The sequence below is a fragment of the Sinorhizobium mexicanum genome (assembly GCF_013488225.1).
GTDB classification, from domain to species: domain Bacteria; phylum Pseudomonadota; class Alphaproteobacteria; order Rhizobiales; family Rhizobiaceae; genus Sinorhizobium; species Sinorhizobium mexicanum.
The window spans coordinates 1474209-1488606 of record NZ_CP041238.1 but is presented as its reverse complement, the minus strand read 5'-3'; the positions used below and the strand labels follow the sequence as shown (position 1 = coordinate 1488606).

The 14398-nt window shown below is 61.7% G+C and carries 16 protein-coding genes; 7 read left to right on the top strand and 9 right to left on the bottom strand.

Annotated features, from left to right (window positions below):
- Nucleotides 1–2 precede the first annotated feature (2 nt).
- Nucleotides 3–1505 carry an Asp-tRNA(Asn)/Glu-tRNA(Gln) amidotransferase subunit GatB gene (gene gatB, locus FKV68_RS06975; RefSeq protein WP_180940813.1) on the bottom strand — a complete coding sequence of 501 codons (1503 nt, stop codon included), beginning with the start codon at nucleotides 1503–1505 and terminating at the stop codon, nucleotides 3–5.
- A gap of 158 nt (nucleotides 1506–1663) precedes the next feature.
- Between gatB and FKV68_RS06970 the strand changes: the two genes are divergently transcribed.
- Both FKV68_RS06970 and FKV68_RS06965 read left to right on the top strand, forming a co-directional pair.
- Nucleotides 1664–1966: a DUF1294 domain-containing protein gene (locus tag FKV68_RS06970; protein WP_180940812.1), complete on the top strand. Its 303-nt coding sequence runs from the start codon at nucleotides 1664–1666 to the stop codon at nucleotides 1964–1966.
- A 177-nt stretch (nucleotides 1967–2143) separates the two neighbouring features.
- The gene (locus tag FKV68_RS06965; RefSeq protein ID WP_180940811.1) at nucleotides 2144–2398 is read left to right on the top strand and encodes a YjhX family toxin; all 255 of its coding nucleotides are present in this window, start codon (nucleotides 2144–2146) and stop codon (nucleotides 2396–2398) included.
- 75 nt (nucleotides 2399–2473) lie between these two features.
- Here FKV68_RS06965 and FKV68_RS06960 read toward each other — a convergent pair whose 3' ends face one another.
- The 5 genes from FKV68_RS06960 to FKV68_RS06940 form a co-directional block, all read right to left on the bottom strand.
- Complete coding sequence (locus FKV68_RS06960) at nucleotides 2474–3034, bottom strand: GGDEF domain-containing protein (protein ID WP_269808448.1); 561 nt, start codon at nucleotides 3032–3034, stop codon at nucleotides 2474–2476.
- The gene (locus FKV68_RS06955; protein ID WP_180940809.1) at nucleotides 3034–3642 is read right to left on the bottom strand and encodes a hypothetical protein; all 609 of its coding nucleotides are present in this window, start codon (nucleotides 3640–3642) and stop codon (nucleotides 3034–3036) included. Before FKV68_RS06955 ends, FKV68_RS06960 begins: the two co-directional genes overlap by 1 nt.
- Before the next feature lie 671 nt (nucleotides 3643–4313).
- Entirely contained in the window at nucleotides 4314–5795 is a 1482-nt protein-coding gene (gene gatA / locus FKV68_RS06950) for an Asp-tRNA(Asn)/Glu-tRNA(Gln) amidotransferase subunit GatA (RefSeq protein ID WP_180940808.1), read from the bottom strand.
- A 50-nt stretch (nucleotides 5796–5845) separates the two neighbouring features.
- Complete coding sequence (gene gatC / locus FKV68_RS06945; protein ID WP_180940807.1) at nucleotides 5846–6133, bottom strand: Asp-tRNA(Asn)/Glu-tRNA(Gln) amidotransferase subunit GatC; 288 nt, start codon at nucleotides 6131–6133, stop codon at nucleotides 5846–5848.
- 105 nt (nucleotides 6134–6238) lie between these two features.
- On the bottom strand, nucleotides 6239–6943 hold the full coding sequence (locus FKV68_RS06940) for a metal-dependent hydrolase (protein WP_180940806.1): 705 nt from the start codon (nucleotides 6941–6943) through the stop codon (nucleotides 6239–6241).
- Between the two features lie 151 nt (nucleotides 6944–7094).
- On the opposite strand from FKV68_RS06940, the gene ruvX reads away from it, so the two are divergent.
- The gene (gene ruvX / locus FKV68_RS06935; RefSeq protein ID WP_180940805.1) at nucleotides 7095–7577 is read left to right on the top strand and encodes a Holliday junction resolvase RuvX; all 483 of its coding nucleotides are present in this window, start codon (nucleotides 7095–7097) and stop codon (nucleotides 7575–7577) included.
- On the opposite strand, the gene FKV68_RS06930 is transcribed toward ruvX, so the two are convergent.
- The 3 genes from FKV68_RS06930 to FKV68_RS06920 form a co-directional block, all read right to left on the bottom strand.
- Nucleotides 7526–7864: a DUF6105 family protein gene (locus FKV68_RS06930; RefSeq protein ID WP_180940804.1), complete on the bottom strand. Its 339-nt coding sequence runs from the start codon at nucleotides 7862–7864 to the stop codon at nucleotides 7526–7528. The genes ruvX and FKV68_RS06930 overlap by 52 nt on opposite strands.
- A complete protein-coding gene (locus FKV68_RS06925) occupies nucleotides 7861–8016 on the bottom strand; it encodes a hypothetical protein (protein WP_180941593.1) in 156 nt (51 codons plus the stop codon). The genes FKV68_RS06930 and FKV68_RS06925 overlap by 4 nt, the downstream gene beginning before the upstream one ends.
- A 316-nt stretch (nucleotides 8017–8332) precedes the next feature.
- A complete protein-coding gene (locus tag FKV68_RS06920; protein ID WP_180940803.1) occupies nucleotides 8333–9985 on the bottom strand; it encodes an acyl-CoA dehydrogenase family protein in 1653 nt (550 codons plus the stop codon).
- Nucleotides 9986–10237: 252 nt separating this feature from the next.
- Here FKV68_RS06920 and FKV68_RS06915 point away from each other — a divergent pair, with 252 nt between their 5' ends.
- The 4 genes from FKV68_RS06915 to dprA are packed head-to-tail and all read left to right on the top strand — an operon-like array spanning nucleotide 10238 to nucleotide 14261.
- The gene (locus FKV68_RS06915) at nucleotides 10238–11179 is read left to right on the top strand and encodes an aspartate carbamoyltransferase catalytic subunit (RefSeq protein WP_180940802.1); all 942 of its coding nucleotides are present in this window, start codon (nucleotides 10238–10240) and stop codon (nucleotides 11177–11179) included.
- Nucleotides 11176–12468, top strand: a complete 1293-nt coding sequence (locus FKV68_RS06910; protein WP_180940801.1) for a dihydroorotase — start codon at nucleotides 11176–11178, stop codon at nucleotides 12466–12468. The genes FKV68_RS06915 and FKV68_RS06910 overlap by 4 nt, the downstream gene beginning before the upstream one ends.
- A 30-nt stretch (nucleotides 12469–12498) precedes the next feature.
- Entirely contained in the window at nucleotides 12499–13110 is a 612-nt protein-coding gene (gene plsY, locus FKV68_RS06905; protein ID WP_180940800.1) for a glycerol-3-phosphate 1-O-acyltransferase PlsY, read from the top strand.
- The gene (dprA, locus tag FKV68_RS06900) at nucleotides 13107–14261 is read left to right on the top strand and encodes a DNA-processing protein DprA (RefSeq protein ID WP_180940799.1); all 1155 of its coding nucleotides are present in this window, start codon (nucleotides 13107–13109) and stop codon (nucleotides 14259–14261) included. The genes plsY and dprA overlap by 4 nt, the downstream gene beginning before the upstream one ends.
- Nucleotides 14262–14398 lie beyond the last annotated feature (137 nt).

Sequence of the window (14398 nt, the reverse complement as noted above, 5' to 3'; positions counted from 1 at the left end):
CGTTATTCCTCGATGCCGAGCTTGGCCTTAACGAGGGCCTGGACGGCTTGCGGGTTGGCCTTGCCGCCGGTCACCTTCATCACCTGGCCGACAAACCAGCCGGCGAGCGAGGGCTTTGCCTTGGCCTTTTCCACCTGGTCCGGATTGGCCGCGATGATTTCATCGACTGCCTTTTCGATGGCACCAGTGTCGGTGACCTGCTTCATGCCCCGCGTCTCGACGATTTCGGCCGGATCGCCACCCTCGTTCCAGATGATTTCGAAAAGGTCCTTGGCGATCTTGCCGGAGATGGTCTCGGCCTTGATGAGGTCGATGATGCCGCCGAGCTGAGCGGGCGAAACCGGAGTCTCTTCAATGGTTTTACCGGCTTTGTTCAAGGCACCCAACAGGTCGTTGATCACCCAGTTCGCAGCCAGCTTGCCATCTCGACCTTCGGCTACGGCCTCGAAATAGTCGGCGATCGCCTTCTCCGAGACGAGAACCGAGGCATCGTAGACCGAAAGGCCCATCTCGCGGACGAAACGTTCCTTCTTGTCGTCCGGCAGTTCCGGAAGATCGGCTTTCAGAGCCTCGACGAAGGCGTCGTCAAATTCGAGCGGCAGCAGGTCCGGGTCGGGGAAATAGCGATAGTCGTGCGCCTCTTCCTTCGAGCGCATCGACCGCGTCTCGCCCTTGTTGGCGTCGAACAGCCGCGTCTCCTGATCAATGGTGCCGCCATCCTCGAGGATCGCAATCTGGCGACGCGCTTCATATTCGATCGCCTGGCCGACGAAGCGGATGGAGTTGACGTTCTTGATCTCGCAGCGCGTGCCGAAGGGTTCGCCGGGACGGCGAACCGAGACGTTGACGTCAGCCCGCATCGAACCTTCGTCCATGTTGCCGTCGCAGGTACCGAGATAGCGTACGATCGAACGCAGCTTGGTGAGATATGCTTTCGCTTCGTCCGACGACCGCAGGTCCGGTTTCGAGACGATTTCCATCAACGCGACGCCCGAGCGGTTAAGGTCGACAAACGACATGGAGGGATGCTGGTCGTGCATCGATTTTCCGGCGTCCTGCTCCAGATGCAGGCGTTCGATGCCGATCTCGACATCCTCGAACTGGCCCTGGCGATCCGGCCCGATGGAGATGATGATCTTGCCCTCGCCGACGATCGGATCCTTGTACTGCGAGATCTGATAGCCCTGCGGCAGGTCCGGATAAAAGTAGTTCTTCCGGTCGAAGATCGAGCGATTGTTGATCTTGGCCTTAAGGCCGAGACCTGTGCGAACCGCCTGCTTGACGCACTCCTCATTGATGACCGGCAACATGCCCGGCATCGCGGCATCGACCAGCGAGACATTGGCATTGGGCGCATTGCCAAATTCCGTCGACGCCCCGGAGAACAGCTTCGAATTGCTGAGCACCTGGGCATGGACCTCCATGCCGATGATGACTTCCCAGTCGCCGGTGGCGCCGGGAATGAAGCGTTTCGGATCGGGAGTGCGGACGTCGACAATGCTCATGTCATGCTCTTCGTTGAAGCCTGAATTTCGAGGTTTCTCGGTAGAGCAATTGGACCTCCGGTGCAAGGCTTGTGAGGCCGGGCAGGCTGCCGCGACCGCCGGCCGCGTTTAACGAAGCTTTGGGAACCTCGTGCCTAGTATCAACCATGTCGCTACCGATGACCCTCATCGCTCTCGCAAGTATCAACCTCGCAGCCTACTGTTTGTACTGGCTGGACAAACAGGCGGCGCGGCGGAACGATTGGCGCGTGTCAGAGCGCATGTTGCTGACGGTTGCGGTCGCCGGCGGCTCTCTCGGCGCACTCGCCGCGTGTTACGTTCATCGGCACAAGACACGCAAAGAACCGTTCCGGACCTTGCTTCTCGCCATCGTCACGTTCCACGTGGGTCTGGTTGTCGCCACTATTCTTACAGATCCAGAGCTGCCGTCGCTTCTTGACGGCTGGGCGGCCATTTCTTAGAAGAATCGGCATCCAAAATGGAGTCTTGATGTTCTTTCAGTCTGAGTCCCGGTAAGGGCCCTGCCCGCAGTCACCATGACTTGCGCGCGCGGGCCGGAAACGTCAACCCCGCTGATCTGACGATTTGCGGAACGTTTTCTTGCGTTCTCAAGAACGCCATTCCGGAACACTCAAACCATGGATATTTCGCGCGCCGAACAGCGCATTCTTCATTATCTGGCCCAGGGCGGCCGCATCGAAATTACTCGCGAAGGCAAGGCAATCGCCGAAATCCGCTGCTTCACGCGCGATGGCTGGGTTTTTCCCGGCGTCGACCTCGAGCTTTTTCGCAAGCTGAAGCGTAAAAGAGCGATCAAGTCCTCGGGCGGCAAGCCCTACCGCATCACCGAGCGAGGCCTCTACCTCGTCAGATCGGAACTCAACAACCGCTAGGTGGGCGAGGTGCACGTTTACCCCGGAGGTTACCACCTCCGGGGTTTCGGTGAATGCGGCATGCAGCGTCCGGCTTCAGATGTTGGCGGCCTTCTCCAGTAAGGCCCCTCTTTTCGCGGAGGAAATCGGTTCGCCGACGCGATCCCGTCCCGCTGCCTTGGCGCCATAGAGGGCTACATCGGCTTGCGACAGCAGGTGCGTCAGGCCCATCTCCGGCTGCGCCGATGTTGCGATACCGATGCTGGCTGTGACGCTCAATCTGCCGCCGTGCGCAAGATCGATGGCCGTCGATCGTATGGCGCGCAAAAAATGCTCGGCCACATCCCTCGCGTCCTCGGGAGATTGGCGCGCGAGCACGATCGCGAATTCCTCTCCACCAAGCCGTCCGAAGAGATCATCGATCCGCAGGTTGGCGCGGATGGTCCGCGCCACGACCTGCAAGACATGGTCACCGACGGCGTGTCCATGGGTATCGTTGATCACCTTGAAATGATCGATGTCGATCATCATGGCATAGGCAGGCTCGTCGCTTTTCTCGAGCCGCGCGATCAAGCTGCTCGCCCGCGCCATGAAAGCTCCGCGCGCCAGACACTGCGTAAGAAAATCGTAGTCGACCGCATGCGAAAGACGGGCGATCAGATGCTCGCCACCGTCAAGGGACCGAGGGCAAGCAGGGTTATTCCAAGCCGGGTCGATGTCAGCGTCGCTTCGGCAATGCCGCTGACGCCAAGACGCAAGGCGCCGGAGGCAACGGCCACCTGTGTCAACAGGCTGACGATCATTGTCAACGTCGTGGTCGCGAAGAGCCCATAGCTCAGCGCGCACCAAATTAATGCCGGTACGGGAAAGGCGATCGCGCCCGGACCGCCGACGATCAAAGCGGCACCGCAGGAAAGCGCGAGAAGGATGAGGGGCAGCGGATGTGCTGCCAGTGCCTGGCCGTGCTTCAGAAACGCTGCCCTTCGTGATCTACGAACAAGAGACGGCATGGTCTGGAATACCGGAACCACAACTGTGTAGTTGACCAGGTCCGTTGTCAGCCATGAAAGGTACGCAGTCCAGGCGGGCTCACCGAAAAAATACACGCTGGCAAAGGCGCCGACCACGGACGCGCAAACACCAGCCGCCGTAGCCACGGCGAACATGTAAAGGACGGAAAGCGGCCGGCGCAGACGCCGATCCTCCTCGCGGAGGCGCGTGAAGAGGCCGTAGCCGAGGCCCGCACTGGACCAGGTTGGCGGCATTCAGACCGATCGCCTGCCAAAAATCGGATCCCGTGACGAGGTCGGCCATCACGTAACCCGCTGCCGCCGAGAGCCAGCCCGCCGGCGAAGCCAGCGACGGGTTGCGCAGCATCAAGCCAAGCAAAATCGCGTTTGCGGGCCAGATCGAAGCGAGCATTCCCACCGGTCGGCTGAAAATACCGAGCAGAGACGCGATGAAAACGATCAGTCCAAGACAGACAATCAGGAACAGATGAAACGAAGACTTAACAAACGTCAATCGCTCAATACTATTTTCAAATGCTTGCAACGAGCGTCCCCCACGTCGCTACGTAATTTCATAACCCCGAATATTTCAGGAATAGTGAACGAGGTGTGAATAAAGGCGTCCGGAGCTGTGCAATCTGGGAAACGCAGCATACGCGAAAGCGGGATTCGAGCGACGCCCAGCCGCGGACGCGGCCGCTTTCTCGATCAAAAGGACCACTGCACGTTTCCTTGAATCAGAGCCGATTTAAGGAAAATGCAGCAATTCAAAGTGCTACAGGTCCTTTGCGTGTCTGATAAGACGCGCGGCGCTGTCGAGGCCGATGTTCGTGAGGAATCGTACTTCGCTTTAACGGCATCGCGGACGTGGAGCGGTTCCGCTCCACGCCATCATTTCTTCGGCAGCCTGGCCAGCCCAGCCCGCGTTACCACCACTTGGACGGTGTCAAGCGTCCCGCCGCCTGTTCGATGACATGCGCCGTCTTGAACAGCGTTTCCTCCTCGAACGGCCTGCCTATGAGTTGCAGACCGAGCGGAAGGCCCTTGCGGTCAAGGCCGCCCGGCACGGCAATACCCGGCAGCCCTGCCATGTTCACCGTTACGGTGAAGATGTCGTTCAAGTACATCTTCACCGGATCGGCTGCGAGATCCTCGTCGGCAATGCCGAAGGCCGAGGACGGCGTCGCCGGCGTCAGGATCGCGTCGACACCTGCATCGAAAACGAGCTCGAAATCGCGCTTGATCAGCGTCCGGACCTTTTGCGCGCGGAGATAATAGGCGTCGTAGTAGCCGGCGGAGAGCACATAGGTACCGATCATGATGCGGCGCTTGACTTCCTGGCCGAAGCCGGCGGCGCGCGTCTTCTCATACATGTCGACGATATCCTTGCCGTCGACGCGAAGGCCGTAGCGGACACCGTCATAACGCGCGAGGTTCGAAGACGCCTCGGCGGGCGCGACGATATAGTAGGCCGGCAACGCATATTTCGTGTGCGGCAGCGAGATGTCGACGATCTCGGCGCCGGCATCCTTCAGCCAGGCGATACCCTGCTGCCAGAGCGCCTCGATCTCCTCCGGCATGCCGTCGACGCGGTATTCCTTCGGGATACCGATCTTCATGCCCTTGATCGACTTGCCGATCGACGCCTCATAATCCGGCACGGGCAAGTCGACCGAGGTCGTATCCTTCGCGTCGACGCTGGCCATCGACTTCAAGAGGATCGCCGCATCACGCACGTCGCGCGCGATCGGGCCGGCCTGGTCGAGCGAAGAGGCAAAGGCGACGACGCCCCAACGCGAGCAGCGGCCGTAGGTCGGCTTGATGCCGACAGTGCCGGTGAAGGCCGCCGGCTGGCGAATGGAGCCGCCCGTATCGGTCGCCGTAGCACCGGCGCAGAGATGGGCCGCGACCGCGGCTGCAGAGCCGCCGGAGGAACCGCCGGGCACGAGGTCCAGATTGGAATTCTTGGCGCGCCACGGGTTCTTAACCGGCCCGTAATAGGACGTCTCGTTGGAAGACCCCATCGCGAACTCATCCATGTTGAGCTTGCCGAGCATGACAGCACCGTCATCCCAAAGGTTCTGGGTGACGGTCGATTCGTAGCGCGGCTTGAAGCCGTCGAGAATATGGCTGCAGGCCTGCGTATGGACGCCGTCGGTGCCGAAGAGATCCTTGATGCCGAGCGGAATGCCTTCCAAAGCACCAGCCTTGCCGGCGGCGATACGGGCATCGGAGGCCTTGGCCATCTCGCGCGCCTTTTCCGGCGTAACGGCTACATAGGCGTTGATCGCGTCATTGGCCGCGTCGATCGCAGCGACGTAGGCATCCGTCAATTCGACCGCGGTGATTTCTTTGGCGGAAAGCTTCGCACGGGCTTCGGCGATCGTCAGGCTTGTAAGTTCGGTCATGGTGTAATCGGGCTTTCGCAATCGGAAACGTCGGGGCGGGAGGCGGTTTCTTACTCGACCACTTTCGGGACGAGGAAGAAATTGCGGTCCGAATTCGGTGCATTGGCAACGATGTCTGCAGCCTTGTCGCCGTCGGCCACGGCATCGGTGCGCTTCTTCATATCCATCGGCGTGACCGAGGTCATCGGCTCGACGCCGTCGACATTCACTTCTGAAAGCTGCTCGACGAAGCCGAGAATGCCATTGAGCTCGCCCATCATCCGTTCGGCTTCCTCTTCGCTGACGGCGATGCGGGCAAGGCGCGCGACGCGCTTTACGGTGGCAAGGTCTACGGACATGATCGTCTCCGGTATCTCAAAGTTTCCCCCGCTATAAAGACGAGTTGCACAACGTGCAACGGGCGAATGTCGCCGATCGCTTCCGCGACAGGCGGCCGCTGTCCTCTAGAGAGTGACCACGCCACCGACGTCAGGCGTTGCCACCAGCGTCGAGGCACCGTCCATGCCGGCGACGAAGGTCTGCGGCGTCTGGTCGATGATCGGGAACGAGCCATAGTGGCAGGGGATGGCCGTGTTGAATTTGAAATAGCGCTGGCATGCGAGAGCGGCCACGGCGCCGCCCATGGTGAAGCGGTCGCCGATCGGCACGATGCCGATGTCCGGCTCATGCAGTTCGTGGACCAGCGCCATGTCCGAGAAGATATCCGTGTCGCCCATGTGATAGAGCGTCGGCTCGTCATCGAAGTGAAGCACCAGACCGCCGGCGCTTCCGAGCGAATGGGAAACGCCGTCTTCGGTGATCTGCGCCGAGGAATGAAGCGCCGTGACGAAGGTGACCGAGAAAGCGCCAAGCTGGATCGTCCCGCCGGTGTTGCCCGGATCCATCTTCGATACGCCCTGCCGTCCGAGCCACATGCAAAGGTCGAAATTGCCAACCACGGTGGCTCCGGTTTCCCTAGCGATCGCCACGGTGTCGCCAACATGGTCGCCATGGCCGTGCGTGAGCAGGATATGCGTCAGGCCCGCGGTTGCCGCCTTGCGCTCGCTGTCACGAAACGCCGGATTCCCGGTGAAAAATGGGTCGATCAGGATTTTGGCCTTCGCCGTCTCGATGTGGAAGGCGGAATGGCCGAGCCATTTGATCTTCATGACGTTCTCCCTGGGTCACGGTAAGTTTGAGCGAGCGACCGAACATGCGTGATCGATTTGTAGAGGCCAGGCGGGCCGCTCAGATGATTTCTGTGTCGGACAAGCATATGGATCAAACGACACAAGTGGAAAGATCGAATCAGGAAATCCAATGGCAATTCTTACAATCGAAGAACTGGCTGCGTCCTTGCCGCCGAACCAGGCGATTGCCGGTCTTGATCTTGGCACCAAGACGATCGGGCTGTCGGTCTCCGATCTCGGCCGGCGCTTCGCGACGCCCCGCGACGTGATCCGGCGCGTCAAGTTCGGCGTCGATGCGCAAGCGCTCCTATCCGTGGCAGCGAAGGAGAAGATCGCAGCCTTTGTCATCGGTCTGCCCGTCAACATGGACGGGACCGAGGGACCGCGCTGCCAGGCGACGCGCGCCTTCGTCAGGAACATGGGAGAGAAAACGGATATTCCCTTCGTGCTCTGGGACGAGCGGCTCTCGACCGTCGCCGCTGAGCGCGTACTGATCGAGATGGATGTATCCCGGAAGAAGCGGGCCGAGCGGATCGACTCCGCCGCGGCTTCCTTCATTCTTCAGGGAGCGCTCGACAGATTGGCGTCGCTCGCAAACGCCTCCCGCGATTGAGCGGTCGGCGCGCCGAAGCGGCGCCGGTACCAAGCGACGATCTGGCGACGTTTCCTCAGCGCGACGAGTGCGAATACGATGGCGCTGTCGACGACCATCGCCCGGGCGACGAGCGGCGGAATGGTTTCGGGCGGAATTCCGAGCACGTGGCCATAGATCGCGAAAACCAGGTCATGCGCCTGACGCGTCAGCATGAAGACACCGAAGCTCATGTCGTAATAGGAAAGACCGTACCAGCTAGTCAGCAGCGTGACCGGGGCGGCCCAAAATATCAGGAGCCACTTCATGCGCTCCCCCTTTCCATGATCTGGCGGCAGAACAGCGGATAGAGCGCTCGCTCGGCCAGCACGAACAGCAAAAGAGCGGCCGCCAGCCTTCCGATGTCGAGCGGCAGTCCCGCGAAAAACATCATCATGATGATCAACAAGCCAGTTCTCACCGAACCGCTCCGTTCCCGATTTTGCTCGAATTGCGCAGCCAATCTCCTCCGTTGGGCCCGCTCCCGCAACGTAAACCATTTGTTAAGGTTAATATTCACAGACGAGTGCTGGTTGTAAGCGGCAATCCATCATCACGATGCCGGTCTTCGCGGTGCCCTGTGACGCGTGGTGGCGCCCGGCCCGGCCGTGTCAATGGCCGTTACGGCTATCTTATTGCCAGGCAGATGAGAGAGATGCAGAACGCTATGCCGCAGTCGCGATGGTACAGACAGCGGTATTCTTCTTCACGATACCGCTCGTCCTTTCCGCCACCGGCTACGTCGCTGCCGGATAGAGCAGATCGACCACGTAGGCCGAATCGAAGCGCGAATCGAGCATTCCGTAGGTCGAGCGCCAACCGGCCGCCAGGCGCGACTCCAGAAATGCGTCGGCGATTCGTCCCGCGCCGAGCCGATAGAGCTCGGCGGCTGCGGCCGCGAGCGCAAGCTGCTCGACCAGCATGCGGGCCGCACCTTCGTCGCGTTCGCAGAGCGACATGGCCGCGCGCAGGACGTCGATGGTCTTGCGACCGGAGGGGCCGAGATCGCGGCTGAAGATGCCGAAGAGCTGTTCGAACAACTCCTTGCGGCGCCCGAGCACGCGCAGCACATCGAGCGCCATGACGTTGCCCGATCCCTCCCAGATGGCGTTGACCGGCGCCTCGCGGTAATGGCGGGCAAGCGCGCGCTCCTCGACGTAGCCGTTGCCGCCGAGGCATTCCATCGCCTCGTAGATCAAGCCGGGAGCGATCTTGCAGCACCAGTATTTCGCAACCGGCGTCATGATGCGGGCATAGGCGGCATCCTCGGCACTGCCGTGGGCCTTGTCGAAAGCATCGGCTAGGCGGAACGACAAGGCGCTCGCAGCAGCGACGTCAAGCGCCATGTCGGCGAGGACGCGTGTCATCATCGGCTGGCTAATCAGCGCCTTGCCAAAAACCTTGCGGCCGCGGGTGTGGTGCACGGCTTCGGCGAGCGAGGCACGCATCATGCCGGCGGACGCGAGCGCACAGTCGAGCCGCGTCAACGTGACCATGTCAAGAATAGTGCGGATGCCGGCGTCGGGCGTTCCGAGAACGAAGCCGAACGTGTCGGAAAACTCGACCTCCGACGAAGCGTTGGAGCGGTTGCCCAGCTTGTCCTTCAGACGCTGGAAGCGCAGCCCGTTGGCGGAACCGTCCTCGAGCAGCCGCGGCACCAGGAAGCAGCCGAGCCCGTCGTGCGTCTGGGCGAGCATCACAAAAGCATCGCTCATCGGCGCAGACATGAACCACTTGTGGCCGTTCAGACGGTAGATGCCCTCCCCCACGCGCTCCGCGGTCGAGGTGTTGGCGCGAACATCGGTGCCGCCCTGCTTCTCCGTCATGCCCATGCCGATGGTGACGGCGCTCTTCTGCATCCATGGACGGTTGGAGGAATCATATTTGCGCGAGAGGATCTTTGGCGCCCATTCCTTTTGGACGGCCGGAGACGCGGTGATGGCGGCAACCGACGCACTCGTCATTGTCAGCGGGCAGAGATGGCCGCATTCGAGCTGTGCCGTCAGGTAGAAACGGATCGCCCTCGCCTTGTGCGACCGGCCCCTTTCATCCGCCAGGTTCTCCCAGGCGGAAGCATGCAGCCCCGTCGTCATCGACCGGCGCATCAGCGCGTGCCAAGCCGGATGGAACTCGACGACATCGAGGCGCTCGCCGCGAGGACCGTGGGTCTTCAGCTTCGGCACGCCCTCGTTGGCCATACGCGCCAGTTCCTGCGCTTCCGGCGAGGTGACATACCGTCCGAGCACGTCGAATTCGTCACGCAACGCCTTCGGCATGCTCGACGTGATATCGACGACGAGAGGATCGGAGCGATAGGCGTTGACACCGGACCAGGGTTTTGGCTGGTTCAGCTCGGCGAGTTTCTGTTCAGTCCGGTTCATCTGATTCATGGGCCGGTTCTAGCGCAAGTTTCGCAGGCGCGAAACAGGCGCGCCCTAAGGCCCACGCAAGTTTTCTGCGGAAGGGGTGGCGTGCCGCTTGCCCGACCCCTGACCACGCTTTATAGAGCGAGCCAATCTACAGCGCCGCGCGTCTCGTCAGACCCGCAAAGGTCGCTGTAGCATTTTGAATTGCTGCATGCCTTTTTCCTTAAATCGAGAGCGACTTAAGGAGACATGCAGTAGAGAGTGCAAGGGCGGCTCATGATCACTTTCCCGCATCGCCACCTGCTCGGCATCAAAGGCCTCACGGAACAGGACATCACACTCCTGCTCGATCGCGCCGACGAAGCCGTCAAGATCTCCCGGCAGAGGGAGAAGAAAACCTCCTCGCTGCGCGGACTGACGCAGATCAATCTTTTCTTCGAAGCCTCGACCCGGACGCAGTCCTCGTTCGAACTGGCGGGCAAGCGGCTTGGCGCCGATGTGATGAACATGGCGGTCGGTAACTCCTCAGTAAAGAAGGGCGAGACGCTGATCGATACGGCGATGACGCTGAACGCGATGCATCCCGACGTGCTGGTCGTGCGCCACTCTTCGGCGGGTGCGGCGGCACTGCTTGCCCAGAAGGTCTCCTGCTCGGTCGTCAACGCTGGCGACGGTCAGCACGAGCACCCGACCCAGGCGCTGCTCGACGCGCTGACGATCCGCCGCGCCAAGGGCAAGCTCTCGCGGATCATCGTCGCGATCTGCGGCGACGTCCTGCACTCGCGCGTTGCCCGGTCCAACATTCTGCTGCTCAACCAGATGGGCGCGCGCGTGCGCGTCGTCGCACCGGCGACACTGCTTCCGTCCGGGATCGCGCAGATGGGTGTCGAGGTCTACCACTCCATGGCGGAGGGCCTTAAGGACGCGGACGTCGTCATGATGCTGCGGCTGCAGCGCGAGCGCATGGCCGGCTCCTTCGTGCCCTCGGTGCGCGAATATTTCCACTACTTTGGTCTGGACGCAGAAAAGCTGAAAGCCGCAAAGGACAACGCGTTGGTGATGCACCCGGGCCCGATGAACCGCGGTGTCGAGATCGCTTCCGAAATCGCCGACGGTCCGCAAAGTGTCATCGAACAGCAGGTGGAGATGGGCGTCGCCGTGCGCATGGCCGTGATGGAAACACTTCTCCTCTCGCAGAACCAGGGGCCGCGCCTATGACCAGACCACTTGTTCTGAAAAACCTGCGCATCGTCGATCCTTCACGCAATCTCGACGAAACGGGCACGATCATCGTCGGCAGCGACGGTCGCATTCTTGCAGCCGGCAGCGACGCCCAGAACCAGGGTGCGCCGGACGGTGCCTTCGTCAAGGACTGCGCCGGCCTTACGGCAGTCCCGGGCCTCGTCGATGCGCGCGTCTTCGTCGGCGAGCCGGGAAGTGAGCATCGCGAGACGATCGAATCGGCCTCACGGGCCGCAGCGACAGGCGGCGTCACCTCGTTCATCGCCATGCCGGACACAGATCCGGTCATCGACGAAATCGCCCTCGTCGAGTTCGTGCAGAAGACCGCGCGCGACAAGGCGCTTGTCAACATCCATCCGGCCGCTGCCCTCACCAAGGGGCTGCTCGGGGAAGAGATGACGGAAATCGGGTTGCTTCGCGACGCGGGCGCCGTCTGCTTCACCAACGGCCGGCAACCGGTTCACGACACGCTGGTGCTGCGCCGCGCGATGACCTATGCGCGCGAATTCGGCGCGGTCGTCGCGCTGGAGGCTCGCGACAAATACCTTGGCGCCAATGGCGTCATGAACGAGGGCCTGCTGGCAAGCTGGCTCGGCCTTCCGGGCGTGCCGCGCGAAGCGGAGATCATTCCGCTCGAACGCGACCTTCGCATCGCGGGATTGACCAAGGCCGCCTATCACGCCGCCGAGATTTCCGTGCCGGAGTCGGCAGACGCCGTGCGCGTCGCGCGGGAGCGCGGAACCAACGTCACCTGCGGCATCTCGATCAATCATCTGACGCTGAACGAAAACGACATCGGCGAATACCGGACCTTCTTCAAGCTGTCGCCTGCGCTGCGCGGCGAAGACGATCGCGTCGCCATGGCCGAGGCGCTTGCCAACGGGACGATCGACATCATCGTATCGTCGCATGATCCGCAGGATGTCGACACCAAGCGCCTGCCCTTCTCGGATGCCGCCGACGGCGCGATCGGCCTTGAAACACTGGCAGCGGCTGCGCTTCGCCTCTACCATAGCGGACAGGTTCCGCTGATGCGGCTGATCGATGCGATCTCCACCCGCCCAGCCGCGATCTTCGGCCTCGACGCCGGCACGCTAAAGCCCGGCGCGAAAGCCGACATTACCGTTCTCGACCTCGAAGAGCCCTGGATCCTCTACGAAAAGGCGCTGGTTTCCCGCTCGAAGAACACGCCTTTTGAAAATGCCCGCTTTACCGGACGGGTCGTCCAAACTTATGTTGCGGGCAAGCTGGTGCATTCAGCGTAAGACCGGAGCTGTTAGGCGGGGGAGGAACCGGTGGAACTACTATCCTGGCAGCTCGGGCTGCCCGCGACATTCGCATGTCTCGTCTTCGGCTATCTTCTGGGGTCGATCCCCTTCGGCCTCATTCTCACGCGCATGGCAGGCCTCGGTGATGTCCGAAAGATAGGCTCTGGCAATATCGGTGCAACGAATGTGCTTCGAACCGGCAACAAGAAGCTTGCCGCGGCGACCCTCCTCCTCGATGCGCTCAAGGGTACCGCCGCTGCCGCCATCGCCTCGATTTGGGGCATCGAGGCTGGCCTTGCCGCCGGCCTTGCCGCGTTCCTTGGACATCTCTATCCGGTCTGGCTCTCGTTCAAGGGTGGCAAGGGCGTCGCAACCTATATCGGCGTGTTGCTGGGCCTTGCACCGGTGATGGTGCTCGTCTTCGGTGTGATCTGGCTCGCCACCGCCAAGATCACCCGTTACTCGTCGCTGAGCGCGCTCGTGGCGACGGTCTTCACACCTGTAGCACTTTATGCGACCGGATACGGAAAAGTGGCGCTGCTCTTCGCAATCATGACCCTCATCACCTGGATCAAGCATCGCGCCAACATCCAGCGATTGCTCAGCGGCACCGAGAGTCGGATCGGAGAAAAGGGATGACGTTGAACGTCAGCGCTCAACGAGCAGGAATCGCGCTGACGGAACGGCAGAAAATCGCCTGGTTGCGGCTGATTCGCAGCGACAATGTAGGTCCCGCCACCTTTCGGGACCTGATCAATCACTTCGGCACGGCAGAGGCGGCCCTCGAAGCGCTGCCCGACCTTTCCCGGCGCGGCGGATCGGATCGCACATTCCGCATTGCGACCGTCGCTGATGCGGAACGGGAACTCGAGACGGCGCACCGGTTCGGCGCCGCCTTCATTGGGATCGGCGAGCCCGATTATCCTCCGGCATTGAGGGAGATCGACGGCGCTCCGCCGCTCATTGCCGTGAAGGGCAACGTCCGGGCGGCGACGCGCCCTTCCCTCGGCATCGTCGGTTCGCGCAATTCGTCCGTGAGCGGAGCGAAGTTCGCCGCCATGATCGCGCGCGATGCCGGGGCTGCAGGCTATGTCATCACCTCGGGGCTCGCCCGCGGCATCGATACCGCCGCCCATCGCGCAAGCCTGCGGACCGGCACGATCGCCGCACTTGCCGGCGGCCTCGACCAGCCCTATCCGCCTGAGAACATCGGGCTGCTGCAGGAGATCACATCCGGCGAAGGACTGGCGATCAGCGAAATGCCCTTCGGCTGGGAACCCCGCGCACGCGATTTTCCGCGGCGAAATCGGCTCATCGCCGGCGCCAGCCTTGGCGTCACCATCGTCGAGGCGGCCAATCGGTCCGGGTCGCTGATCACCGCCCGCTATGCCGCCGACTTCGGCAGGCTGGTCTTCGCCGTTCCCGGATCGCCGCTCGATCCGCGCTGCCACGGCGCGAACGATCTCTTGAAACAGGGCGCGACCGTAACGACGTCCTCAGCCGACGTGTTGGAGGCGCTGGCTCCGCTCACGCAAGACGACCTCCTGACACGCCTGGACATCAAGGAGCCGACGATTGAGAACACGCGGGCAGCACCTGCGGCACCGGACGACAGCGAGCGCAACCGCATCATGGAAGCGCTCGGGCCGACACCGGTCGAGATCGACGATATCATTCGCCACACCGCGCTCTCTGCCTCGCAGGTCCACCTCGTGCTTCTGGAACTGGATCTCGCGGGCCAGCTCTGCCGGCATGGGGCAAACCTCGTGTCTCTTCTCCCCAACGAGTAGTATGTCATTACCGGCGGCTCGCACCGTCGAAACACACGCAAACTCGCGGAAAGAAACGACCTTCGGTTGAGGAAACTCGGAAATTGCCGTTTGGTTGCGGTCTGTGGCGATATTGCTATTTTCATGAAACCCCTTGA